The organism is Bradyrhizobium macuxiense (assembly GCF_007993935.1).
GTDB lineage: Bacteria > Pseudomonadota > Alphaproteobacteria > Rhizobiales > Xanthobacteraceae > Bradyrhizobium > Bradyrhizobium macuxiense_A.
On the sequence record NZ_VITY01000003.1, the window covers coordinates 349,708 to 373,514 of the forward strand.

19 protein-coding genes and 1 tRNA gene are annotated in these 23,807 nt (G+C 64.0%); 16 read left to right on the forward strand and 4 right to left on the reverse strand.

Annotated elements, in window-relative coordinates; translation table 11 throughout:
- Window positions 1–32 precede the first annotated feature (32 nt).
- From FBZ93_RS09585 to FBZ93_RS09600, 4 genes are all read left to right on the forward strand, one after another.
- A complete protein-coding gene (locus tag FBZ93_RS09585; protein WP_146985665.1) occupies window positions 33–1,037 on the forward strand; it encodes an HpcH/HpaI aldolase/citrate lyase family protein in 1,005 nt (334 codons plus the stop codon).
- Complete coding sequence (locus FBZ93_RS09590; protein WP_146985666.1) at window positions 1,027–2,226, forward strand: CaiB/BaiF CoA transferase family protein; 1,200 nt, start codon at window positions 1,027–1,029, stop codon at window positions 2,224–2,226. Before FBZ93_RS09585 ends, FBZ93_RS09590 begins: the two co-directional genes overlap by 11 nt.
- Before the next feature lie 39 nt (window positions 2,227–2,265).
- The gene (locus FBZ93_RS09595) at window positions 2,266–3,636 is read left to right on the forward strand and encodes an LLM class flavin-dependent oxidoreductase (protein ID WP_146985667.1); all 1,371 of its coding nucleotides are present in this window, start codon (window positions 2,266–2,268) and stop codon (window positions 3,634–3,636) included.
- A gap of 61 nt (window positions 3,637–3,697) precedes the next feature.
- On the forward strand, window positions 3,698–5,119 hold the full coding sequence (locus FBZ93_RS09600) for an MFS transporter (protein ID WP_208763982.1): 1,422 nt from the start codon (window positions 3,698–3,700) through the stop codon (window positions 5,117–5,119).
- An 81-nt stretch (window positions 5,120–5,200) separates the two neighbouring features.
- On the opposite strand, the gene FBZ93_RS09605 is transcribed toward FBZ93_RS09600, so the two are convergent.
- Window positions 5,201–5,542: a monooxygenase gene (locus FBZ93_RS09605; protein ID WP_146985668.1), complete on the reverse strand. Its 342-nt coding sequence runs from the start codon at window positions 5,540–5,542 to the stop codon at window positions 5,201–5,203.
- 174 nt (window positions 5,543–5,716) lie between these two features.
- Here FBZ93_RS09605 and FBZ93_RS09610 point away from each other — a divergent pair, with 174 nt between their 5' ends.
- From FBZ93_RS09610 to FBZ93_RS09640, 7 genes are all read left to right on the forward strand, one after another.
- Window positions 5,717–6,295, forward strand: coding sequence for a TetR/AcrR family transcriptional regulator (locus tag FBZ93_RS09610; protein ID WP_146985669.1), 579 nt, complete (start codon window positions 5,717–5,719; stop codon window positions 6,293–6,295).
- A gap of 84 nt (window positions 6,296–6,379) precedes the next feature.
- Window positions 6,380–7,492 carry an alkene reductase gene (locus FBZ93_RS09615; protein WP_146985670.1) on the forward strand — a complete coding sequence of 371 codons (1,113 nt, stop codon included), beginning with the start codon at window positions 6,380–6,382 and terminating at the stop codon, window positions 7,490–7,492.
- A 21-nt stretch (window positions 7,493–7,513) separates the two neighbouring features.
- Window positions 7,514–8,323, forward strand: a complete 810-nt coding sequence (locus tag FBZ93_RS09620; RefSeq protein WP_208763983.1) for an acyl-CoA thioesterase — start codon at window positions 7,514–7,516, stop codon at window positions 8,321–8,323.
- A 99-nt stretch (window positions 8,324–8,422) separates the two neighbouring features.
- On the forward strand, window positions 8,423–9,073 hold the full coding sequence (locus FBZ93_RS09625) for an NAD(P)-dependent oxidoreductase (RefSeq protein ID WP_146985671.1): 651 nt from the start codon (window positions 8,423–8,425) through the stop codon (window positions 9,071–9,073).
- A gap of 11 nt (window positions 9,074–9,084) precedes the next feature.
- Entirely contained in the window at window positions 9,085–9,717 is a 633-nt protein-coding gene (locus tag FBZ93_RS09630; RefSeq protein ID WP_146985672.1) for a glutathione S-transferase family protein, read from the forward strand.
- A 10-nt stretch (window positions 9,718–9,727) separates the two neighbouring features.
- Window positions 9,728–10,438: an SDR family NAD(P)-dependent oxidoreductase gene (locus FBZ93_RS09635; RefSeq protein WP_146985673.1), complete on the forward strand. Its 711-nt coding sequence runs from the start codon at window positions 9,728–9,730 to the stop codon at window positions 10,436–10,438.
- A 77-nt stretch (window positions 10,439–10,515) separates the two neighbouring features.
- Window positions 10,516–12,996: a CoA transferase gene (locus FBZ93_RS09640; RefSeq protein ID WP_167528977.1), complete on the forward strand. Its 2,481-nt coding sequence runs from the start codon at window positions 10,516–10,518 to the stop codon at window positions 12,994–12,996.
- Window positions 12,997–13,201: 205 nt separating this feature from the next.
- Here FBZ93_RS09640 and FBZ93_RS09645 read toward each other — a convergent pair whose 3' ends face one another.
- From FBZ93_RS09645 to FBZ93_RS09655, 3 genes are read right to left on the reverse strand one after another with little or no spacing between them, the layout of a single operon-like run.
- Entirely contained in the window at window positions 13,202–14,134 is a 933-nt protein-coding gene (locus FBZ93_RS09645; RefSeq protein WP_246667425.1) for a hypothetical protein, read from the reverse strand.
- Window positions 14,135–14,163: 29 nt separating this feature from the next.
- The gene (locus FBZ93_RS09650) at window positions 14,164–15,249 is read right to left on the reverse strand and encodes an enolase C-terminal domain-like protein (protein ID WP_146985675.1); all 1,086 of its coding nucleotides are present in this window, start codon (window positions 15,247–15,249) and stop codon (window positions 14,164–14,166) included.
- Window positions 15,250–15,292: 43 nt separating this feature from the next.
- Complete coding sequence (locus FBZ93_RS09655) at window positions 15,293–16,627, reverse strand: multicopper oxidase family protein (protein WP_146986013.1); 1,335 nt, start codon at window positions 16,625–16,627, stop codon at window positions 15,293–15,295.
- A 136-nt stretch (window positions 16,628–16,763) separates the two neighbouring features.
- On the opposite strand from FBZ93_RS09655, the gene FBZ93_RS09660 reads away from it, so the two are divergent.
- The 5 genes from FBZ93_RS09660 (at window position 16,764) to lon (ending at window position 23,752) form a co-directional block, all read left to right on the forward strand.
- A tRNA-Leu gene (locus FBZ93_RS09660) sits at window positions 16,764–16,848 on the forward strand.
- 165 nt (window positions 16,849–17,013) lie between these two features.
- On the forward strand, window positions 17,014–18,375 hold the full coding sequence (gene tig, locus FBZ93_RS09665) for a trigger factor (protein WP_074127198.1): 1,362 nt from the start codon (window positions 17,014–17,016) through the stop codon (window positions 18,373–18,375).
- A gap of 245 nt (window positions 18,376–18,620) precedes the next feature.
- Complete coding sequence (locus tag FBZ93_RS09670; protein WP_021079148.1) at window positions 18,621–19,256, forward strand: ATP-dependent Clp protease proteolytic subunit; 636 nt, start codon at window positions 18,621–18,623, stop codon at window positions 19,254–19,256.
- Between the two features lie 469 nt (window positions 19,257–19,725).
- Window positions 19,726–21,000, forward strand: a complete 1,275-nt coding sequence (gene clpX, locus FBZ93_RS09675) for an ATP-dependent Clp protease ATP-binding subunit ClpX (protein ID WP_018271869.1) — start codon at window positions 19,726–19,728, stop codon at window positions 20,998–21,000.
- A gap of 322 nt (window positions 21,001–21,322) precedes the next feature.
- Window positions 21,323–23,752: an endopeptidase La gene (gene lon / locus FBZ93_RS09680; protein WP_146985676.1), complete on the forward strand. Its 2,430-nt coding sequence runs from the start codon at window positions 21,323–21,325 to the stop codon at window positions 23,750–23,752.
- The last annotated feature ends 55 nt before the right edge of the window (window positions 23,753–23,807 follow it).

Consider the following 23,807-nt stretch of genomic DNA (forward strand, 5'->3'; position numbering starts at 1 on the left):
ATCCTGCGGCGCGATGCAGAAAAGATGCTCCAATGTCCTTCACCGTCACCAAGCCGCGCACGCGCCGCGTCCAGCGTTCCGAGCTCGCGGTTCCCGCGACCTCGACCCATTTCTTCGAACGCGCGGCCAGTGGCGCGGCCGATTTCATCTTTCTCGATCTCGAGGACGCGGTTGCGCCGCCGCGCAAGCCTGAAGCGCGCGAGCTCGCGATCGAGGCGCTGAACCGGATCGACTGGGGCAGCAAGACGCTAGCTGTGCGGATCAACGGCCTCGACACCGAATGGGCGCATCGCGACGTCATCGAGATCGTCAGCCGCGCGCCGCGCCTCGACCTCGTCATGGTGCCGAAGGTCGGCACGCCTTTCGACGTCCGCTTCGTCGACGCACTGCTGACCGGCCTCGAACGCGAGTTCCCGCGCGCTAGGCCGCTCGGCATCGAGATCCTGATCGAGACCACGCTCGGCCTCGCCAATGTCGAGGACATCGTGCAGGCGTCGGAGCGGCTGGAGGCTGTCATCTTCGGCATCGGCGATTACTCGATCGACCTGCGCACCTGCGGCGAGATCATCGGCGCCTCAGATCCGCGCTACGCTGTTCTCACCGATGCCGGCGAGGGCGGTGCGCGCCACCTGCACTGGAACGACCAGTGGCATTTTGCGCTCGCCCGCATCGCCAATGCCTGCCGCGCCCACGGCCTGCGGGCGATCGACGGCCCCTACGCCAATTTCGGCGACGCCGCGGGCTTTCGCGCCAGCGCCGCGCGGGCCGCGGCACTCGGCTTCGAGGGCAAATGGGCGATCCATCCGTCGCAGCTCGAGACCGCGAACGAGGTGTTCTCACCGACGGCGCGGGAGATCGCCTGGGCACGCGAGATCACGGCCAGGATTCAATCCGCCAGCGTTGGCGGTGATGGCGCTTTCGGACAGGACGGCGTGCTGATCGATCTTGCGGTGCTGAAGCGTGCGCAGGCGATCATCGACCGCCAAGAGGCGATCTTGGCCGTCGCGGGGAGAGAAGGAGCACGCGATGTTGCATGAGCCACCGCTGGCGGGCATTCGCGTGCTCGACATCGCGACCTTCGTGGCGGCGCCGTTCTGTGGCACGGTGCTGTCGGATTTTGGCGCCGAGGTGATCAAGATCGAGCGGCCGGGCTCAGGCGATCCGCTGCGCCGCTTCGGCACGCCGAGCGAATGCGGCGACACCTATGTCTGGCTCAGCGAGGCCCGCAACAAGAAGTCGGTCACGCTCGACCTGCGCAGTGCGCAGGGTGCTGCGCTGTTCCGCGAGCTGGTTCGCCAGTCCGACGTCGTGCTGGAGAATTTCCGGCCCGGCACGCTGGAAAAATGGGGCCTTGGCTTCGAGGCACTCCGCGAGATCAACCCCAAACTCGTGATGCTGCGCATCAGCGCCTATGGGCAGGATGGCCCGCTGCGTGACAAGCCCGGCTTTGCCCGGATCGCGCACGGCTTCAGCGGGCTCGCCTATCTCGCCGGCGAGGCCGGACGCCAGCCCGTGATGCCCGGCTCGACTTCGCTTGCCGATTATATCTCCGGCCTGTGGGGCGCGCTCGGCGTGCTGCTGGCGCTGCGCCATGCCGATGCCACCGGACATGGCCAGGTGGTGGACATCGGGCTCTATGAATCGGTGTTCCGCCTGCTCGACGAGATGGCGACTGTGTTTGCGAAGACCGGCTTCGTCCGCGAGCGGCTCGGCGCCGACACGGTCAACGTCGTGCCGCACAGCCACTACCAGACCGCCGACGGCAAATGGGTGGCGCTGGCCTGTTCGAGCGACAAGATGTTCGAGCGCCTGGCGCAGGCGATGCAGCGGCCGGAACTTGCGACCGATCCGCGCTATGCGGCCATGGCCGGCCGGCTCGAACGGCGCGAGGAGGTCAACGGCATGGTCGCCGACTGGATCGGCTCCATGCCGCTCGAAACGGCGCTCGCGGAATGCGAGCGCTACGACGTGCCCTGCGGGCCGATCTACAGCATCGCGGACATCTTCGCCGACCCCCAATACCGCGCCCGGGGCAACATCGCCGAGGTGTCCTCGCGCGCCGGGCCGATCGCGGTACCGAGCGCGATGCCAAAAATGTCCCGGACGCCGCCGCAGTTCAAACATGCCGGCGTGGCGCTCGGTGCTCACACCGACGAGATCCTGACCTCGCTTGCCGGCGCGACGGCGGCGGCGCTCGCCGCGCTGCGCAGCGACGGGGTGATCTGACATGAACCCATTCTCCCACGGCCACGAAAGAACGACGCCATGACCAGGCAGATGAAACTGATCGGCTTCCTGCAGGCCCAGAATTGCTCGAACTATCCCGCCTCCTGGCGCCATCCGGACTCCAAGCCGAACTGGTTCTCCCGCGACTATTATCAGGAGATCGGACGCACGCTGGAGCACGGCAAATTCCATCTCGCCTTTTTCGACGACCGGCTCGCGATCCCCGATCGCTTCGGCGATGATTTCCGCGAGACCATCCGCCATGGCGTGCGCGCTGCGAAGCTCGATCCGGTCTCGGTTGCGCTGACGATGGGATTGGCGACCGAGCGGCTCGGCATCGGTGTGACCTATTCGACCACCTATTACGAGCCGTTTCACGTCGCGCGGGTGTTCGCGACCATGGATTTGCTGCTGAACGGCCGCGCCGCCTGGAACGTGGTCACCTCGCTGAATGACTCCGAGGCCGCGAATTTCGGCGCCTCGCAGCATCTCAGCCATGATCTGCGCTACGACCGCGCCGATGAGTTCATGGAGGTCGTGCTCGGGCACTGGAACAGCTGGGAGGACGGCGCGGTCAGTTTCGACCGCGAGAGCGGCCTGTTCGCCGACCCGGCCAAGGTGCACCGGCTCGACCATCACGGGCAGTTCTTCCTTTCACGTGGTCCGTTCACCGTGCCTCGCTCGCCGCAGGGGCATCCGGTCATCATCCAGGCCGGGCAGAGCGGCCGCGGCAAGACCTTCGCGGCCCGCTGGGGCGAGCTGATCTTCGTGATCTATCCCAATCTCGACATCGCCAGGAAGCAATACGCCGACCTGAAGGGAACACTCGCCAAGACGGGCAGGGACATCAGCATCGCGCCGGCGGTCTATCCGGTCGTCGCCGAGACCCAGGCCGAGGCCGAGGACAAGTTCGCGGCGATCAACGCCCTCGCCAAGCCGATCGACGCGCTGACGCTGTTGTCCGAGGTGCTGAACTACGATTTCGCTGCCAAGCCGATGGACGAGCCTTTCACGTCGGACGAACTTGCGTCGATCAGCGGGCTACAGGCGATCCGCGACCGCGTCATGAATCTCTGCGGTAAGCCCAATCCGACCCCGCACGATTTCGTCAAGTTCAGCGGGCGGGGAACGCTCGCCGAGCTGCCGACCTTCGTCGGTTCGCCCAAGGCGGTCGCCGACCAGATGGAGCGCTGGTTCACCGAGGGCGGCTGCGACGGCTTCGTCGTCGCCGCCACCCATGTGCCCGGCACCTATCAGGACTTCGTGCGCCTCGTGGTGCCCGAGCTGCAACGCCGCGGCCTGTTCCAGCGCGAATACCAGGGCGACACCTTGCGCGAGAACCTCGGTCTGCCGCGGCCGCAGGCCGTGCATGCAAGCGCCGACGAGGAGGCGCGCGTCGCGACCGGATAGAACGGGCACAAAATTCGACGCAGACAACGATCAAAACAAAATCAAAATCAGGGAGGCTGAATTGACCACGACAGGTGTCAACGCGGGTGGGCGGCTCGACAGATTGCCGATCGCCGGGTTTCACTACCGGATCTTCGCGCTGATCGGCGCCGGACTGTTCGTCGACGGCTTCGAGATCTTCCTCGCCGGCAGCATTCTTGGTGCGCTGGTGCAGTCCGGATATTCCGACCTCGCCCAGAATGCGCGCTTCATCTCCGCGACCTTTGTCGGAATGCTGATCGGCGCCTGGCTGGCAGGCGTTGCCGGCGACCGCTTCGGCCGCAAGTTCGCCTACCAGGCCAACCTCCTGATCTTCGGCATCAGCGCGCTAGCGGCGACGCTTGCGCCGTCGATGAACTGGCTGATCGCGGCGCGCTTCGTGATGGGGCTCGGGCTCGGCGCCGAGATCGTCGTCGGCTATGTCGTGCTCAGTGAGTTCATCCCGCCGCAGCAGCGCGGCCGCTGGGGCGCGGCGCTTGCGACCTGCACCAATGGCGCGCTGTTCGTCGCCACGCTGGTCGGCTGGGTCGTCATCCCGCATCTCGGCTGGCGCTGGATGTTCGCGCTGTGCGGCATCGGCGCGATGATCGTCTGGTTCCTGCGGCGCTCGCTGCCGGAATCGCCGCGCTGGCTCGAGACCCAGGGCAAGAGCGCGGAAGCGGAGGCCGTGCTGACGGCGATCGAGCAGGAGGTCGGCAAGGGCAGGACGCTGCCGGCTCCGGCCTATCAGCCCGCGCCGGTGCAGCCGGACGTCAGCTTCATGCGGCTGTTCTCGCGCGCGTTGATTGCGCGCACCATCGTCGGCTGCGTGATCCTGATCGGGCTCAACACCGCGGTCTACGGCTTCATCGCCTGGATCCCGACCTTCTTCGTCAAGCAGGGCATCAACCTGTCGTCATCGCTCGGCTACACCATGCTGATGACGCTCGGCAGCCCGCTCGGCACGCTGTCGGGCATGTGGATCGGCGAGAAGATCGACCGCAAGCCGTCGCTGATCGTGCTGTCGCTTGCAGCCGCTGGGCTCGGGTTGATCTATCCGATGTTCATCAATCCCGTTGCCTTCGTCGTGATCGGCTTCCTGCTGGTCTTCACGGTGGCGGTGATGTTGGCCCTGGCCTGGGGGCTCTATATCCCCGAGCTGTTCCCGACCGAGCTCCGGATGCGCGGGTCAGGCATCTGCAACACCGCCGGTCGCCTGATGTCGATCGTGACGCCGTTCATCGTGGTCGAGCTGTTCACCCGGTTCGGCGTCACCGGCGTCGTTTCTGTCGTGGCCGGGCTGCTGGTGGTGCAGGCGATCGCGGTTGCCGTGCTCGGCATAGAGACCCGCAAGCGGCCGCTGGAGGCGTTGCGGCCGGAGGTGATGGACGGCGAGGCGTCGCTCGCGCAGGCGCGCGGCAAGCTGCAACCGAGCACCGGTGGGATCGCCGGAGGCGGCGAGTAGGCGTCGGGCCAGAGGCCCGGTCGGAAACAGCGCCCGCACTTTGCTCAGATGCGGGCGTTCCGCGCTGACCTCAGGTCGATTTCATTCCGCTGCGGAAATCAGCTTGGTTTGGTTCACTCGCGTCTCGCCCTTCAGATTGTCGACGGTGACGTATGTGTCGTACCAGGTCAGCCGCGGCCGGGCTCCGAACCGTTCGGTGAGCTCGGCGATCTTGGCCTCGGTGAACCATGCTTCGGCCGCCTCCCGGCTCTCCCACAAATAGACGCCGCCGGTGCCGGCATCGCCGTTGAGGTAGTCTTTGCGGATCAGCCCCTTTGTCGCGAGCTTTCGATAGATGGGGGCGGTGCCCATGCCGCCCTTGATGGCCTGTTCTTCAGTTCGCTTCGGAAGGTCGAATTGAACGATGACGATGCACTGTGCCATCTCGGTTCTCCGATCTGAGTCTACGCGGTGTCAGGTTCGTTCGGCGGCACGCCGATCTGGTCGAACAATACAGCATGCAGCCCGCGCTTGTCCCGGTCTACGCCGAGTGCGCCCGGTGAGCAGCTCTTGACATTTAAGACGACCGGTCATATTGCACGCTCAGGAGATCTGAGCATGGCAAGACCAAGCGTCCGGGAACAATTGATCGAGGCGGGTTTGCAGACCCTGCATCGGCATGGCTTCAACGGCACCGGAGTTCAGGACATCACGGATGCCGCCGGGGTCCCGAAGGGATCGTTCTACAATCACTTCGAGAGCAAGGAAGCTTTGGCGCTGGAGGCGTTGGAGCGGTACTGGCAGAACGGCGCCGCTCGGCGCGCACAGCTGAGCGACACAAGTGTCGACCCTGTGGAGCGGCTTCGTCGCTTCTTTCGTGGCTTGTCGGACCTTGCCATCCGTCAGAACTTCCAAACCGGATGCATGATCGGGAACTTCAGCGCAGAACTCTCTGTGCAGAGCAAGGAGGTCCGCGATCGTCTCGCCGAGATCTACGCCGCCTGGAGCCGCGCGATCGAATCCTGCGTGCGCGAGGCCGAGAAGGCCGGCCGCGTCCAGCCGCGTCTGCCTGCCGCCACCATTGCGACATTCCTGGTCAATGCCTGGGAGGGGGCCGTGCTCCGGTCCAAGGTCGAGCAGGACAAGTCGCCGTTCGATCAGTTCGAGCGCGTGGTGTTCGCAAGCATCTTCGCCTGAGCCGTCGAGAGCCAAAGGTACCAAGGAGTCACTGGCATCAACTTGTCTTACGATTAAGATGACCGGTCATATTGGAGGGAGAAAATGAAGCTTTCAACCGCGTTCCAGCTTGGGGCCTTTCGGCTCGCGCACCGCGTCGTGATGCCGCCGTTGACCAGGATGCGATCAGCCAACGGCGTGCCGTCGCCGCTCGCCGCGACCTATTACGGTCAGCGCGCGACCGACGGCGGGCTGATCATCGCCGAAGCAACCCAGATTTCCCAGCAGGGGCAGGGCTATCCGCAGACGCCGGGAATCTACACGCCGGAACAGGTCGCGGGATGGCGCACCGTCGTCGACGCAGTCAAGGAGCGAGGCGGAGTGATCTTCCTGCAGCTGTGGCACGTGGGAAGGATTTCGCACTCCTCGTTTCAAAAGGACGGAGCCGTTCCTGTCGCGCCGTCTGCGATCCGGCCGGCAGGTAACGCGTTCAAGAGCGATTTTCAACGCGCGCCCTATGAAACGCCGCGCGCGCTCGAATTGAACGAAATCGCGGAGATCGTCGCCGACTACCGCAAGGCCGCGGAGAACGCCAAGCAGGCCGGGTTCGACGGCATCGAGATTCATGCCGCCAACGGCTATCTGCTTCAGCAATTTCTGGAGGACAAGACCAACCACCGCACCGACCGCTATGGCGGCTCGATCGCGAACCGCGCCCGTTTGCTGTTTGAAGTCCTCGATGCCGTCTCGGACGTATGGCCGGCAGATCGCGTCGGCGTTCGGCTGTCTCCGTTCAGCAGCGTCGGCGACGTCGCTGACAGTGATCCGATGGGTCTGTACACGTACGTCATCAAGGAGTTGGCCGCGCGTGACGTCGGCTTCTTGCACTTGATCGAGGCCCGCGTGCGCGCCGGTCTGGTGGATCAGACCGACGACGCGGCACCGCAATCCGTCGCCACGCTGTTGCGCCCGCTGTTTCCCGGCGCGTTCATTGTGTCGGGAGGCTTCACTGCCGAGACCGCAGAGCAGGCACTCGCCGCCGGCACGGCAGACCTCGTCGCGTTTGGGCGTGCCTTCATCGCCAATCCCGATCTGCCGAGGCGCCTCGCGCTTGGCGCCCGGCTCAACGAGCCGGATCGATCGACATTCTACGGCGGCGCCGAGCGCGGCTACACCGACTATCCGAGCCTCGATGAGGTCGGCGTGTTCAGCGCTTGAGCCGGGAAAGGCATGACAGCAATGGACGCTGTGATCCGGAGCAGTTTCGCGCAAATGATTGCCGCGCTGGAGCAACAGGGCGATCATTTCGCAATTGCCGTGCCGTCAGACTGGTTGCAGGGCCGCACGGCTTACGGTGGCCTCTCCGCCGCGCTCTGCCTCGAGGCGTCGCTGCGGACGTTCGCCGACTTGCCTCCGCTCAGGTCGGCGCAGTTTGCCTATGTCGGGCCGGCGACCGGCGTCTTGCGGATCCGGACCGCGATGCTGCGACGAGGCAAGTCGACCGTCTTCACGAGCGCGGACCTGGAAGGCGAGGACGGACTCGCCGCGCGGGCCACCTTCTGCTTCGGCGTGAGCCGCAATTCGACGCTCGCGCGCGCCGAATTGCCAATGCCGAATGTGGCAACCTTGGAGGCCAGCCCCGTCTACTTCAATTGGCCGGGCAAGCCGAACTTCATGGATCATTTCGAAGGGCGGCTCGCGTCGGGCGCCAGGCCTGGGACACGCGGTGCCGATCCGGAAATGCTTGTCTGGTTACGCCACCGCGACCAAGGAGCCGACGGCAGTCTCGTGAACCTTCTGGCGCTGGCCGATGCGCTACCTCCCGCGGCGACCATCCTCTTCTCCGAACCGGCGCCGATCAGCACGATGACGTGGTCCGTCGATATGCTCGATGCGGCGCCGACAAGCCCGAACGGCTGGTGGCTCGTGCAATGCGCTGCCCAAACGGCGCGACGCGGCTACTCGGCACAGAGCACGCTGATCTGGAGTCCCGATGGCCGGCCGATCCTCGCGGCACGGCAGCAGATCGCGATCTTTGGAAAGGGCTGACACGGCCCAAATGCCCCAATCATGCCAGCGCGCCCATTGGATCCAGTCGAGCCGTTGGCGCCGAACAAGCGAATTCCAATCCTTCAAGGAGCATCTGCAATGAAAGTCGTTCTCCTCGCCGCGACCGGTCAGGTCGGTCGCACCGTTCTCAGCGAACTCATCAGCCGCGGGCACGACGTCACGGCGGTTGCTCGCAATCCCGACAAGCTCCCGGGAAGCATCAAGCGTGTTCGCGATGACCTCAGCAACGCTGACCGAATTGCGGAGATCGTTGCTGGCGCGGATGCCGTCGTCAGCGCTTTCGGTCCGCCGAAGGATGATCCTCGCTTCTTCTCCGACGTGAGCTATACCGATCAACTGGCCAGCATGACGGATCGATTGATTGCGGCCGTTCGAAAGGTCGGCGTTCGCCGCCTGATCGTAGCGGGGGGATGCGGCTCGCTGGAGTTTTCGCCCGGTGTAACGGTGCTTAAATCCGGTCATTGGCCTGAGAAGCTGGTTCCGATTGCGACCTCCCATATGAAGGCTTTCGCCGCTCTGCGGGGGGCCGATGTGAATTGGACGTATTTCAGCCCGCCGATGTTGATCGAACCTGGCGTACGCACCGGCAAGTTTCGGCTCGGCGGCGACAGTCTGATCAGGGATGAGCAGGGCAAGAGCTGGGTCTCGTTCGAGGACTATGCCGTCGCGCTGGTCGACGAACTCGAAAAGCCCGCGCACGAGCGCTCGCGCTTCACGATTGGCTACTAGGGGGAACGACGATGAAGCTTTACGGCTTCGGGCCGGCGGCCAGCGCCCAGCGTGTCCGCATCTTCCTCGCCGAAAAGGGGCTCGACGTCCCGACTGAACAACTGAACGTACGCGACGACGATCAGTTCGCCGCAGCCTTCACCGCGATGAATCCGTTCCATTGCGTACCGTTTCTCGAACTGGACGACGGCACCGTGATTGCGGAGTCCGTCTCGATCTGCCGGTATTTGGAGGAACTGCATCCGGAGCCGGCGTTGTTCGGCCGTACGGCGGTGGAGCGCGCCATCATCGACATGTGGCTGCGCCGGTTCGAACTGGATGGCCTGGTCCCGATGGTTCACGCGGTGCGCAACCATGTGCCGATGTTCGCGGGCAAGGTCGTGCCAGGCACGCGCACAGACCTGCCACAGCTGCCGGCAATGGTGACCCGTGGCAAGGAGATGATGGAAATCTTCCTGGGTCGCGTCGAGCCGCACATTGCCAGAAACGAATTCGTCGCCGGGCCAGAGTTCACTATCGCCGATATCACCGGCTTCTTCGCCGTACGCTTGACCCGGGTGTTGGAGATGGACATCGCCGCGCGCTATCCCGCCGTCGCCGCCTGGTTCGCCAAGGTGTCGGCACGTCCGACCTTCCAGCTCTAAGGAGATGAGCATGAGCAAACCGGTTTGCCTCGTCACCGGCGTTGGGCCCGAGCATGGCACGGGCGCCGAGATCGCCAAACGTTTCAGCGAGGGTGGCTACCAGGTCGCTATGCTGGCCCGTAATGCCGATAACCTCGACGCGCTGGCTCGCAAGTACAGGGATGCTCGCGCCTATCGGTGCGACGTCGGCGATCTCGACGCCCTGATCGAGACCGTCGCGCGCATCAAGGCGGAGATGGGTGCTCCCAAGATCGTGGTTCACAACGCCCTGCGCGCGACCCGGGGCAGTATCCTTGCGATGGACCCGAACGATCTCGAAAGGAATTTCCGGGTCAACACCACAGCGCTGCTTCATCTCGCTCGCGAGACGATTCCGGCGATGCTGGAAGCGGGTGAGGGCGCGATCCTGGTGACCGGTAACACCTCAGCCATCCGAGGCAGGACCAATTGGGGCTTCTTTTCCTCGACCAAGGCGGCGCAACGCATCCTAGCGGAATCAATGGCGCGTGAGTTCGGGCCTCGGGGTATTCACGTTGCCTACATCCTGATCGACGCCTCGATCGACACGCCACGCACGCGTCCGCTGCTGGCGCCCGACAAGCCGGACGACTTCTTCGCCAAGCCCGCCGCGATCGCCGAAGAGATGTTCCGGGTTGCCCATCAGGATCGCTCAACCTGGTCCTTCCTCGTCGAGCTGCGTCCGTTCGGCGAGGTCTGGTAGCCGGTTTCGACTGATCCTCTGGCCCGCAAGTTCTGTCCATTCACGATCTGTCTGTTGAATCTCGCGAGGGAATGCACATGAAAAGCAAAGTTGCTCCTTTGGAGGGCGTTCGCGTCTTGAATCTCGGAGGCGGCTGGGCAGGGCGCGTCGCAGCGATGCTGCTCGCCGATCAAGGCGCCGAGGTCCTGGAGATCAAGCGGCCCGATCGCGAATGCCGGCTCGAGGACGCGCTGTTGGAGCGCGGCAAGGCCGTCGTCACCCTCGATTTCAGGGATACTCACGGTCGCGAGCGCGCACAATCCTTGGCGCGCGGCGCAGATATCGTCATCGACAATCTCGGCCCGGGACGCGCGGCCGGATTCGGTCTGGACGATCGCAGCATCCGCGCGCGCAACCCGGCGCTGGTCTATGTGTCCATCCCCGGCTTTGCGGAGGGAAGCCCTCTCGCGCACACGGCCGCCTGGGAGGGCACGGTCGCTGCATCCGTGGGGGTGTACACCGACATTCATGCACTCGGGCCGCTGCTCGGCGGTCCTCCGATCTTCACGGCCGTGCCGATGGCGTCGGCCTATGGCGGTGTCCACGCGGCCATCGCGGCGGTTGTGGGTTTTGCGCAACGCCTCAAGACCGGTCGGGGAGAGCGGATCGAAGTTCCGCTGGCGGACGCGGTGCTGTCGGCGATGGCGCTTCTCATCATGAAAGTCGACGGCCAGCCCCGGCGCTTCGATCTACCGCCGATCGACAAGGCAATGACCGAGGTCGCGTTTCCGATCCTGCGCCAATTCCACGACGAAATGAGCGAGGAGCAGCACGGCCGCATCCGCGGCTATCTCGCGACCTTTGGGCGCCCGCAATTCGGAAACCATCGCTGCAGCGACGGCAGATATATCTTCATCAATGCGGTCGATCACGTTCACCATGCCAAGGCATGCCTTGAGGTGCTCGGTTTGCTCAATGATTTGATCGCGGAAGGTATGACCGTCGGCAGCCCTTACGAAGAAGGCGGCGAAGGCAACAACATCAGCTATTCAGCGGGACTGCGCCCGGCCTGGGTCGCGCGCTTGAAATCGGCGATGTCGGCGCGCTTCCTGACCAAGCCGGCCCAAGAATGGGAAGGGTTGCTGCGAAAGGCAGGCGTGCCTGCGACCGTGGTCAGGTCCACGGATGAATGGCTCGACGTTCCAGAAGCCCTCGCAGGCGGAAATGTCGCCGATCTTGAGGATCAGGAGTACGGTCCAGTCCGAATGGCCGGCCGCTATGTTTCAATCGAAGGATCGGCAATTACTTCACCTGCGTTGCGGTCACGTCGCATGACGGATCGCTTCGAATGGAGCACACCACGGCTTCAGGTCGCTCCGACAGCTGAGCCGCCTGGAAAGATGCTTTCGGGGCTGCGCGTACTCGATCTTTCGAACGTCATCGCAGGACCGGCTGCAGCGCGCATTCTGGCTGAATTTGGTGCCGACGTCATTCGAATCGATCCGCCGGCACCGCAAGCCGGGCCGCGCATGACGATGTGGTTCGGCATCGACGTCAATCAGGGCAAGCGCGCGATCGTCCTCGACCTGAAATCTGCCGAGGGAAGATCGGTCCTGGAGAAGCTGGTCCGGCAGTCGGACGTCGTGATCCATAATTTCCTCGACCGTTCGGCGGAGAAGATCGGGATTTCGGATCAGCAGCTCAGGCAGATCAATCCGGACATCATCTCCTGTCAGGTTAGTGCGTGGGGTGGTCCGCACGGAGGACCATTCAAGGATGATCCGGCGTTTGACCCCGTACTACAGGCCGCCACCGGTATCACCCAACGCTACGGAACCAAGGACGCACCCGTGCTTCACGGCATCGCGTCCTGCGTCGACTACATCACTGGTTTCAGTGCGGCGCTCGGTATTGCGCAAACTCTCGTCTCGCGACAGCTCGGACGGGGCGGCGCTCACGTCCGGACGTCGCTTTCGATGGGCGCGCAGCTCGTGCAGTTTCCCTTCACGGTCGCAAGCGAACGTGCGGCCCGGATCGCCGAACCATCGGGACAACAGGCCGCCGGCTACGGCGTTCACTATCAAACCTATCGCACACGTGACGGCTGGGCGTTTCTGGCCTGCCGAGCTCGAGAGCTTGGACAAGTGGCGGGTCTGCTGGGGGCGACGGAGCCGACCGAGGGAGCTCTTTCCGAGGTTATCGCGGGGATGACTTGCATGCAGGCAGCTGACTGCCTGCGGTCGATCAAGACGGCTTCTATTGTGCCGGTCAGACGGCTGGACGAGCTGCGTGCATGCGCTACGCTCGAAAAGTCCGAGCAGTTCCAAAGCGGCGAGCAGCATCTGGCGATGCTGCGAACCGCGCATCCCAGCGGCTACCAAGTCAGCCTGCCGCTACCGACCTGGTACCGACTGCAATCAAAGGCGGTCGAGCCACTCTCCGCGGCGCACGCTCCGGGCTCACACACGCGCAGCGTTTTGGCTGAATTCGGTTTGTCTGACGCGGAGGTCGACGGCTTGCTGACAAGGGGTGTCGCCCGTGAAAGCTGGTCAATCTTGAAGCACTACCTTCCGCACTAGGACCTGGAGGCGGGGCGGATGGCACGAAGGTTCGCGTCCGGTCCTCACGTCTCGCTTCACACGATCGATTGAGGACCGCCGCAGCTATGCGTCCGACAAGCGGCGATCCATTGCGCTCTTGGCCTGAAGCAAGCTCAGACACATTCTGCAGCAAACGAGGAACGCCGCGCTGATCACACCCGGCCTGCCGGCTGGAACTGCTCGATCAATTGCGCACGAAATAGAGCGGCGTTCTCAGTGTCAGCTGATAGGACGGCTTCGGCACCCAGATGATCTGAGCCGTGACTCCGAACAGGCGGTTGTCGTTGTCATCCATCCGGTCGAGATCGAGCCGGAGAATGGGCTGGGTGAAGGACTGAACTTGCGCGAAGTTCAGCAGCTGTGCGCCGCCAAAATGCTGCACGCCGACGCGGCCGGTGAATTTCCAGTTGCTCGGCCACTGATAATAGCCGCCGACATAGCCGATGATATTTGGATGGATCCGGGCGAGCGCGGTCGCCACCTCGACGCGGGTGTCCTGGATGCCCGCTAGCAATCCCCGCGTGGCGTCCGCGTCGAAAGCGTAGTCGAACTCGAGAATATTGTTGAAGGTCGTGGTGCCGGTTGGCCCGTTGGGGATTGCCTGGGTGATTGTCGATTGCCAGGTGATGGTCGGGATCGAACCGCCATTCTGGCTGTAGAGATCGGCCTGAAACCCAACGTTCCAGCTGGTGACATCGAACTGCGACCAGCCCTGCGCGGGTCCGTAGGTGGTCGTGCCGGAAATGCCGGCATAGAGCGAGACGGTATCGGTGACGTCCACCGTCAACGGAAGATCGACGGCGAGGGATTGCCGAGACGGCAGGGATACGTTTGTCGGAAAGGTGCCGCCGCTGGCAAGCGCAAGCGACTGTAGCGCGGTAAACAGCGCCGAGCTGCCGAAACCGACCGGCAAGGCACCGGCCGGCACGGTGGCGTAGCTGGTTCGCAAATCGAGATAGATATTGGGCGTCGCGCTGGAGGCGTTGCTGTCGTCCTCGCGGTCCTTGCCGAATGCCGGTCCGGTGAACCGCGCGCCAATCAGGCAGGCGAGGACAAGCGCCGGAAACAAGCGAGAGGCGCTTGATGGAGCGGACGAGACGTGAGGGGAAACTGGCACGACCTCTCCTCCTCGACTGCAGCCAGGCGCTAGCTGACCAGATACTTTGCCACCGCCGGCTCGTTCCATTCGATGCCGAGCCCGGGACCGCGCGCGGTCACCGCGCCGTCGACGATCTCGGCGGGCCTTGCCAGGATCGCGCCGGCGAAGTCGAGGAACTCGAGCCAGTGCGCAGTCGGCGTCACCGCGAGCAGGTGCGCGCTGACCTCCGCGAACAGATGGCTCGACATCGGGATCGACGCAGCATCAGCTTGCCCCGCGACCTGCATCCAGCCGGTGATGCCGCCGACCTTCATCACGTCGGGCATGATGAAGTCGGATGCGCCGGCCGCGATCGCCTCGGCGAAGCCGCGCGGAAACCACCAGTTCTCGCCGGCCTGGATCGGCGTCGGCGAGGTCTCGCGGACCCTGGCGTGGCCGGACAGGCTCTCCTGCGGCACCGGCTCCTCGATCCAGTGCAAGTCGTAGGGCGCCAGCCGGGCGATGCGGCGGGTGGCTTCCGCCGGATCGAGCGACTGGTTGAAATCGAGCATCAGCGCGATGTCTGGGCCGAGCAGGGCGCGCACGCCCTTCACGACGCGTTCGTCGTTGGCGGCGTCGCCGTCGCCGCCCTTGATCTTGATGCCGCGAAAACCCTGGTCGAGCGAGCGGCGCAGTGCGCGCTCGTCGGCGACAGGATCGACCGCGCCGTAGCTGTCATAGGCCTTGATCGGCTTCGCCGAGCCGCCGAGCAGCTCGACCAGCGGCCGGCCGGCGAGCTGGCCGAGCACATCCCAATAGGCCATGTCGAGACCGGACACGGCCATGCCGACCAGGCCCTGCCAGCCGAGCAGCCGAAACCTGGCATCCATCGCCTTCATCAGATCGAACGGCGCGACCGGCCGGCCTGACAGTTCGCGACCGATCTCCTCGATCAGATAACAAAGCGGGTGAAGTGTGAGCTTGCTGTAAGCGAAGATGTAGGTACGGCCGGTAACGCCTTGATCGGTCTCGACATCGATCAGCACCAGCGGACCGGAATCGATCACGCCGAAGGCGGTCCTCACCGGGCGCTTGAGCGGCACCACGACCCCGCGCGCCTTGACTCCGCGGATCGCTGCAACTGTCTGGCTCATGGATGTGTCCCTGCGCGTTTCCCCGGCGGCTTCCCTCTTCTTGTCATTGGACACTGTACCATCGGACCAGCCGCGGCGCGGCCCAATCGGCCGCGACCTGCTCGATCAAATAGCGGCCCGGATATTCGGCGAGGAAGGCGATGCGCTGGGTCTGGTCTGGTTCGACCGCAAGCGTGTCGAGCCAGAACGGCTTCCAGCCGTCGTCGAGCCGGTCGAGCAGACGGAAGTGATGGCCGTGCAGATGAAAGACGCTGGCGATCGCGCCGCGATTGGTCAGGGTCAGCACGACCGGCCGGCCGGCCTTGGCCTGAAAGGCGGGCGCAGCCGACGGCTTGAAATCCGCCGGGCGGAACCACTCGGTCGGCGTGCCGAGCGGCAGCTCGAATCTGGCGGCGCTCCTGAGATCGAGCTGGGCGGGCATGTCGTTGCCCGGGAGCGGCGGAGCGGGAGGGAACGGCGCGGGGCGGATCGGCGGTTCGTTCGAGACGATGAGCTTGCCGACCGGGCGAGCCTGCTTGCCGTCATGCAGCAGGATCGGGAAGCTGGTTCCGGCCGGACCGGCCGCATCGACAAAGACATCGGTTCGGCTTCCGGGCGCCAGCACCAGCGCACCGTTGCGCGCCGGGAACGGTTCGGCCGGCTGGCCGTCGATCGCCATCACCCTGACGTCGAGGTTCTCCAGCTTGACCGCCAGCACACTGCGTTGGCTGCCATTGATGAAGCGGAGTCTGAGCCGGGCATTGGCCGGTGCCGAGACGTCGAATGAAGTCTTGCCGTTAATTGTATGAAATGGCGTCGATTCCTTGGGGTCGTTCCCTGGCGGAATCGCGGTTCCGTCCGGCCGCAGCCGCCACTCCTCGATCAGCAATACCTCGTCTCGATCGACCGCGACCGGCGAATTGCCGGTGACGATCAGCGGGCGTGGGCGTGCGGGCGCCGTGCCGCCGTCACCGAGCAGCGGCTCGCACAGGAAGGTACCGGCATGCCGGAGCGGGAGCTGGAAGGTATCCTTGGCTCCGGCCACAAGCGGCGCCCGAGACGCCAGCGGCTCCGCGGCTGGGTTGCCATCAAGGCCGCGGCAATCGAGCGCGGCGGCGACCGGCAGCTCGTTGCCAAACGTTACGTCAAGAACCTCGCCGCGCCTGAAGCGGAGGTCGCCGCTTCCCAGCGACCAGACGGGCGTGTCCGGCCCGTCAGGGCGAAGCGCGATGCGATCGATTCTGGCCTGGAGCGCGACCGCCGTCCGTCCCTGCGCCGAGACCGTGGCCGGCCAAGCGGGGCAAAGCGCCGCGGCGCCGAGGGCGGCCATCAGGTCGCGCCGGCTGAGCCGAAATTCGGGACTTGCTGCGGGGCTTGCCATCCGGCCGATGCGGACCATCTTCAAGTGTACCTGTCCAGTCGCGATCGGTCGCAGGGCGGGCTCTTCCCGCGGCCATTTTTTTGCTGCGAACCGGTGGGCGCATGTTATAAGCCCGGCCGCCCGCGGCATCGCGGCCGGACTGGATGCTTTTCGCGCGGGCGTGGCGGAACTGGTAGACGCGCTGGATTTAGGTTCCAGTGACGAAAGTTGTGGGGGTTCGAGTCCCTCCGCCCGCACCAAGCGCTTACAGCGTTTGCATGACGAATTCTTGGAGAACCTTGGGCCCGCAGGGGACGAGGGTTCGCCGAACCCACAGACGTCAGGCCGCAAGGCTCAAGCGTCGAACAGATTGAACACTGCCACGGCCGCTCGGGCCGCGGCAAAAGCGGAAGAAGATTGATACCATGCAGGTCACCGAGACCCTCAACGAGGGACTGAAGCACGAATTCAAGATCAGCGTTCCGGCATCCGATCTCGATGCCAAGGCGGACGCCAAGCTGGTCGACCTCAAGGACAAGGTCCGTCTCAACGGCTTCCGTCCCGGCAAGGTGCCGGTGGCGCACCTGAAGAAGATCTACGGCCGCTCGGTCATGGCCGAGACCATCGACCAGACCATCAGCGACACCAACCGGCAGCTGTTCGAAGATCGCGGCTTCCGCCTTGCCGGCGAGCCGAAGATCACGATGCCGACCGAGAAGGACCAGGTCGATGAATTGCTGTCGGGCAAGACCGACCTGACCTACACCGTCGCGATCGAGGTCGTGCCGCCGATCCAGCTCGCCGATTTCAAGTCGTTCTCGGTCGAGAAGCCGGTGGTCGAAGTCTCCGACGCCGACGTCGACGATGCCATCAAGCGGATCGCCGAAGGCAGCCGCCCGTACAACGCCAAGGCCGAGGGCACCAAGGCGGAGAAGGGCGACCGCGTTACCATCAGCTTCAAGGGCACCATCAACGGTGAAGCCTTCGAGGGCGGCACCGGCGAAGGCATCCAGGTCGTGATCGGCGCCGGCCAGTTCATCCCGGGCTTCGAGGAGCAGCTGATCGGGATCGGCTCGGGCGAGACCCGCACGCTTAAGGTCTCGTTCCCGAAGAACTACCTCAACGACAAGCTTGCCGGCCAGCCGGCCGAGTTCGAGACCACCGCGACGCTGATCGAGGCGCCCGGTGAGGCCACGATCGACGACGAGTTCGCCAAGACGCTCGGCCTCGAGTCGCTCGACAAGCTGAAGGAAGCCGCGCGCGAGCGCCTGACCGCCGAATTCGCCGGCGCGACCCGCCAGAAGGTCAAGCGCGCGCTGCTCGACCGGCTCGACGAGAGCCATAAATTCGAGGCGCCGCCGTCGCTTGTCGCCGAAGAGTTCAACCTGATGTGGAACTCGATCAAGGCCGAGATGGACTCGACCGGCAAGACCTTCGCCGACGAGAACACCACCGAGGATGCGGCCAAGGAAGAGTACCAGAAGATCGCCGACCGCCGCGTCCGCCTCGGCCTCGTGCTGTCGGAGATCGGCGAGAAGAACAAGATCACCGTGACCGACGACGAGGTCTCGCGCGCCGTGATCGAGCGCGCGCGCCAGATGCCCGGCCGCGAGAAGGAAGTCTGGGATTACTACCGCAGCAACGCCCAGGCGCTGGCCCAACTCCGCGCCCCGATCTACGAGGACAAGGTCGTCGACTTCGTCCTGGAGCTCGCCAACGTGACCGAGAAGAAGGTCACCAAGGATGAGCTGTTCAAGGATGAAGACGCCGAGAAAACTGCCGCCTAATTCCGGCACCTGGCGTTAATGATGAACCGCGAAAGCGCGCCTCGTGAGGATCCCCTCGCTAGGCGCGCCGCCGCGAATCGGCTTGAACGTCTGCGACCTGCCCAGTTGGCTAGTGTCGGCCTTGTAGGCCGGAAATTGGCCCATATCTGGTTTAAGCCTTGAGCCAGCCAGCCTCGAGCCGGTAGTCTTGGACGAAGCTCGTTCTGGGCAAAGTTCTGCATCACCCCTAACCCCTGGGTTCTTTCATGCGCGATCCCGTTGAAACCTACATGAACCTCGTGCCGATGGTCGTCGAGCAGACCAATCGCGGCGAACGCGCCTACGACATCTTCTCGCGCCTCTTGAAAGAGCGCATCATCTTCGTCACCGGTCCGGTGGAAGACGGCATGTCGACCTTGATCGTCGCGCAGCTCCTGTTCCTCGAGGCCGAGAATCCGAAGAAGGAAATCTCGATGTACATCAACTCGCCGGGTGGCGTGGTGACGTCGGGCCTTGCGATCTACGACACGATGCAGTTCATCCGTCCGCCGGTGTCGACGCTGTGCACTGGGCAGGCGGCCTCGATGGGCTCGCTGCTGCTTGCGGCCGGCGAGAAGGACATGCGCTTCACGCTGCCGAACTCCCGCATCATGGTGCACCAGCCCTCCGGCGGCTTCCAGGGCCAGGCCACCGACATCATGCTGCACGCGCAGGAGATCCTGAATCTCAAGAAGCGGCTCAACGAGATCTACGTGAAGCACACCGGCCAGACCTACAAGGCGATCGAGGACGCGCTCGAGCGCGACAAGTTCCTCACCGCCGAGGACGCCAAGGCGTTCGGCCTCGTCGACAAGGTCATCGACAAGCGTCCGGAAGATCCGTCGGCCGCCAAGGCTGCCTGACAAGGCTGCCTGACAAGGCCGCCCGATCTGGACAGGCCTCCCGGGGCGCCGGCGTGATCTCCACATTGGCGCCTCACATAACCGGCAAAAGCAGGACGGGCGGAGTACCCCGCAAGTGCCTATGCGCGGGCGGAAGGTTCCACTTTCGTGCTCATTGGCCGGCGTGGTAATCCCGCAACGTTCCGTGGATTTCGACGCGTATTCCACGTGCGATCGTGGAAAATCACGGTATTGTCACGGTCTTGAGCCGGGCATCCGATTAGCGAATTCTTGATAGTCGGGTGCCAGCATGGTTGGCTGTAATGCATCGGCTATGATCGCGGAGATTCGAATAAACCGTGATTGGCACGGTCAGTATTGCGTAGGGTCTTTTTTGGTACGGAATTTGCTCTATCTACCCAAGACCCCGGTTTTGTGCCGGATTGGGTCGATCTGGCAAACAAGATCGAACGGCGGACGGAGATAAGGAATGAGTAAGGTCGGCACGAGCGACGCCAAGAACACGCTATACTGCTCGTTCTGCGGCAAGAGCCAGCATGAAGTTCGCAAGCTGATTGCCGGACCGACTGTCTTCATTTGCGACGAGTGTGTCGAACTCTGCATGGACATCATTCGCGAGGAGAACAAATCCTCGCTGGTGAAGTCGCGCGACGGCATTCCGACGCCGAAGGAAATCTGCAAGGTCCTGGACGACTACGTGATCGGTCAGAGCCATGCCAAGAAGGTGCTGTCGGTCGCCGTCCACAATCACTACAAGCGGCTCAACCATCAGACCAAGCACAACGACGTCGAACTGGCGAAGTCGAACATCCTGCTGATCGGTCCGACCGGTTCGGGCAAGACGCTGCTCGCGCAGACGCTGGCCCGCATCCTCGACGTGCCCTTCACCATGGCTGACGCGACGACGCTGACCGAGGCCGGCTATGTCGGCGAGGACGTCGAGAACATCATCCTGAAGCTGCTGCAGGCCGCCGACTACAACGTCGAGCGCGCACAGCGCGGCATCGTCTACATCGACGAAATCGACAAGATCAGCCGCAAGTCGGACAATCCCTCGATCACCCGCGATGTGTCGGGCGAGGGCGTCCAGCAGGCGCTGCTGAAGATCATGGAAGGCACGGTCGCCTCGGTCCCGCCGCAGGGCGGCCGCAAGCATCCGCAGCAGGAGTTCCTGCAGGTGGATACCACCAACATCCTGTTCATCTGCGGCGGTGCGTTCTCGGGCCTCGAGAAGATCATCTCCGCGCGCGGCCGTTCGACCTCGATCGGTTTCGCGGCGCAGGTGCTCGCGCCGGAGGATCGCCGTACCGGCGAGATCTTCCGCCACGTCGAGCCGGAAGATCTGCTGAAGTACGGCCTGATCCCGGAATTCGTCGGCCGTCTGCCCGTCGTTGCGACGCTGGAGGACCTCGACGAGACTTCGCTGAAGAAGATTCTGACCGATCCGAAGAACGCGCTGGTGAAGCAGTACCAGCGGCTGTTCGAGATGGAGAACATCGAGCTGACCTTCGCCGACGAGGCGCTTGGCGCGGTCGCCCGCAAGGCGATTGAGCGCAAGACCGGCGCCCGCGGCCTGCGGTCGATCCTGGAGAGCATCCTGCTCGAGACCATGTTCGACCTCCCGGGCCTGGAAGGCGTCGAGGAAGTCGTGATCTCGCGCGAGGTCGTCGAGGGCACGGCGCGTCCGCTCTACATCTATGCGGATCGTTCCGACCGTGCCGTCGAGAGCAGCGCGAGCGCCTAACGGCACGCGTCTCGAACCGCTAAAAATTGCACGGCTGCCGGGCGATCCGGCGGCCGTTGCGGCGCAACAGCAGCGCCGTTGTGGCATTGCAGTAAATGCCTGTTTAGCCTGAATTTCCGGGCACTTCTCAGACTTGACACCCCCCGGCCTGATAGCCACCTAATGCTATCGGCGAGGGATCTCATGCGCTGAGATTCGTCGCTTTTCGATGCGGAATAAGCGGCTGCTGACGGCAATCTTTTTCCGGATCACCAAGGCACCTTGTGGCGGTTGCGCAAGCAGGCGGACTGCGAGCAAGGGGGCAAAACAAAAGGATAAGGCCATGACGACCTCAAAACCCCGGCCAACGATCGTCCACGGCGAAAGCCACTCCTATCCAGTGCTGCCGCTCCGCGACATCGTCGTCTTCCCGCACATGATCGTGCCTCTCTTCGTCGGCCGCGAGAAATCGATCCGCGCCCTCGAAGAGGTGATGAAGAACGACGCGCTGATCATGCTCGCGACGCAGAAGAACGCGTCCGATGATGATCCGGCACCCGATTCAATTTACGAAACCGGCACGCTCGCCAGCGTGCTGCAGCTCCTGAAGCTGCCCGACGGCACCGTCAAGGTGCTGGTCGAGGGTCTCGAGCGCGCGCGCGTCGAGAAGTATTCCGACCGCAGCGAGTATTACGAGGCGACCGCGGTCGCGCTCGCCGACACGGACGCCAACTCGGTCGAGGCCGAGGCGCTGGCACGGTCGGTCGTGTCCGACTTCGAAAGCTACGTGAAGCTGAACAAGAAGATCTCCGCCGAAGTCGTCGGCGTGGTCCAGGCGATCACCGATTTCGCCAAGCTCGGCGACACCGTTGCCTCGCATCTTGCGGTCAAGATTGCCGATCGGCAGGCGATCCTGGAGACGTTGTCCGTCACGCAGCGCCTGGAGAAGGTGCTGGGCCTGATGGAGAGCGAGATCTCGGTGCTGCAGGTCGAGAAGCGCATCCGCTCGCGCGTCAAGCGCCAGATGGAGAAGACCCAGCGCGAGTATTACCTGAACGAGCAGATGAAGGCGATCCAGAAGGAGCTCGGCGACGATGAAGGTCGCGACGAGCTGGCCGATCTGGAGGAGAAGATCTCCAAGACCAAGCTCTCCAAGGAAGCGCGCGAGAAGGCACAGCATGAGCTGAAGAAGCTGCGCCAGATGTCGCCGATGTCCGCGGAAGCGACCGTCGTGCGCAACTACCTGGATTGGCTGCTGTCGATCCCGTGGGGCAAGAAGTCCAAGGTCAAGAAGGACCTCGAGGCCGCGCAGGCGGTCTTGGACTCCGATCACTACGGGCTCGAGAAGGTCAAGGACCGTATCGTCGAGTATCTCGCGGTGCAGTCGCGCGCCAACAAGCTGACCGGACCGATCCTGTGCCTGGTCGGACCTCCCGGCGTCGGCAAGACCTCGCTCGGCAAGTCGATCGCCAAGGCCACGGGGCGCGAGTTCGTGCGCGTGTCGCTCGGCGGCGTGCGTGACGAGGCCGAGATCCGCGGTCACCGCCGCACCTATATCGGCTCGATGCCCGGCAAGATCATCCAGTCGATGCGGAAGGCGAAGACCTCGAACCCGCTGTTCCTGCTGGACGAGATCGACAAGATGGGCGCCGATTTCCGCGGCGATCCGTCGTCGGCGCTGCTTGAGGTTCTGGACCCCGAGCAGAACTCAACCTTCAACGACCACTATTTGGAGGTCGACTACGACCTGTCCAACGTGATGTTCATCACGACCGCGAATACGCTGAATATTCCGGGCCCGCTGATGGACCGCATGGAGATCATCCGGATCGCCGGTTACACGGAGAACGAGAAGGTCGAGATTGCGCGCAAGCACCTGATCCCGAGCGCGCTCTCCAAGCACGGTCTGGACTCCAAGGAATGGTCGATCGACGACCCGGCCTTGCTCTTGATGATCCGCCGCTACACCCGCGAAGCGGGCGTGCGTAACCTGGAGCGTGAGCTCTCAACACTCGCCCGCAAGGCGGTGAAGGAGCTGATGATCTCCAAGAAGAAGTCGGTGAAGGTCACCGAGGCGAACATCGAAGAGTTCCTCGGCGTTCCGAAGTATCGCTTCGGCGAGATCGACGACGAGGATCAGGTCGGTATCGTCACCGGTCTGGCGTGGACCGATGTCGGCGGCGAGCTGTTGACCATTGAAGGCGTCATGATGCCCGGCAAGGGCAAGATGACCGTCACGGGCAACCTGCGCGACGTGATGAAGGAGTCGATCTCGGCGGCGGCGTCCTACGTCCGCTCCCGTGCGATCACCTACGGCATCGAGCCGCCGATGTTCGACCGGCGCGACATCCACGTTCACGTGCCGGAGGGCGCAACCCCGAAGGACGGTCCGTCCGCAGGTGTTGCGATGGCCACCGCGATCATCTCGGTCATGACCGGCATTCCGGTCCGCCACGATGTCGCGATGACCGGCGAGATCACGCTGCGTGGTCGCGTGCTGCCGATCGGCGGTCTGAAGGAGAAGCTCTTGGCTGCCGCGCGCGGCGGCATCAAGACGGTGCTGATCCCGGAGGACAACGCCAAGGATCTCACGGAGATTTCCGATGCGATCAAGGGCGGCATGGAGATCATTCCGGTCTCGCGGCTGGATGAAGTCGTCGCCAAGGCGCTGACCCGCGTGCCTGCGCCGATCGTCTGGGAAGAGGAGACCAGCAAGGTCGACGTCAAGCCCGACGCTTCGGATGAGGCGTCCGGCGGCCTGACGGCGCACTGAAGCCAGCTCCGACCGAAATCATGAAACGGCGCCTTCGGGCGCCGTTTTGTTTTGG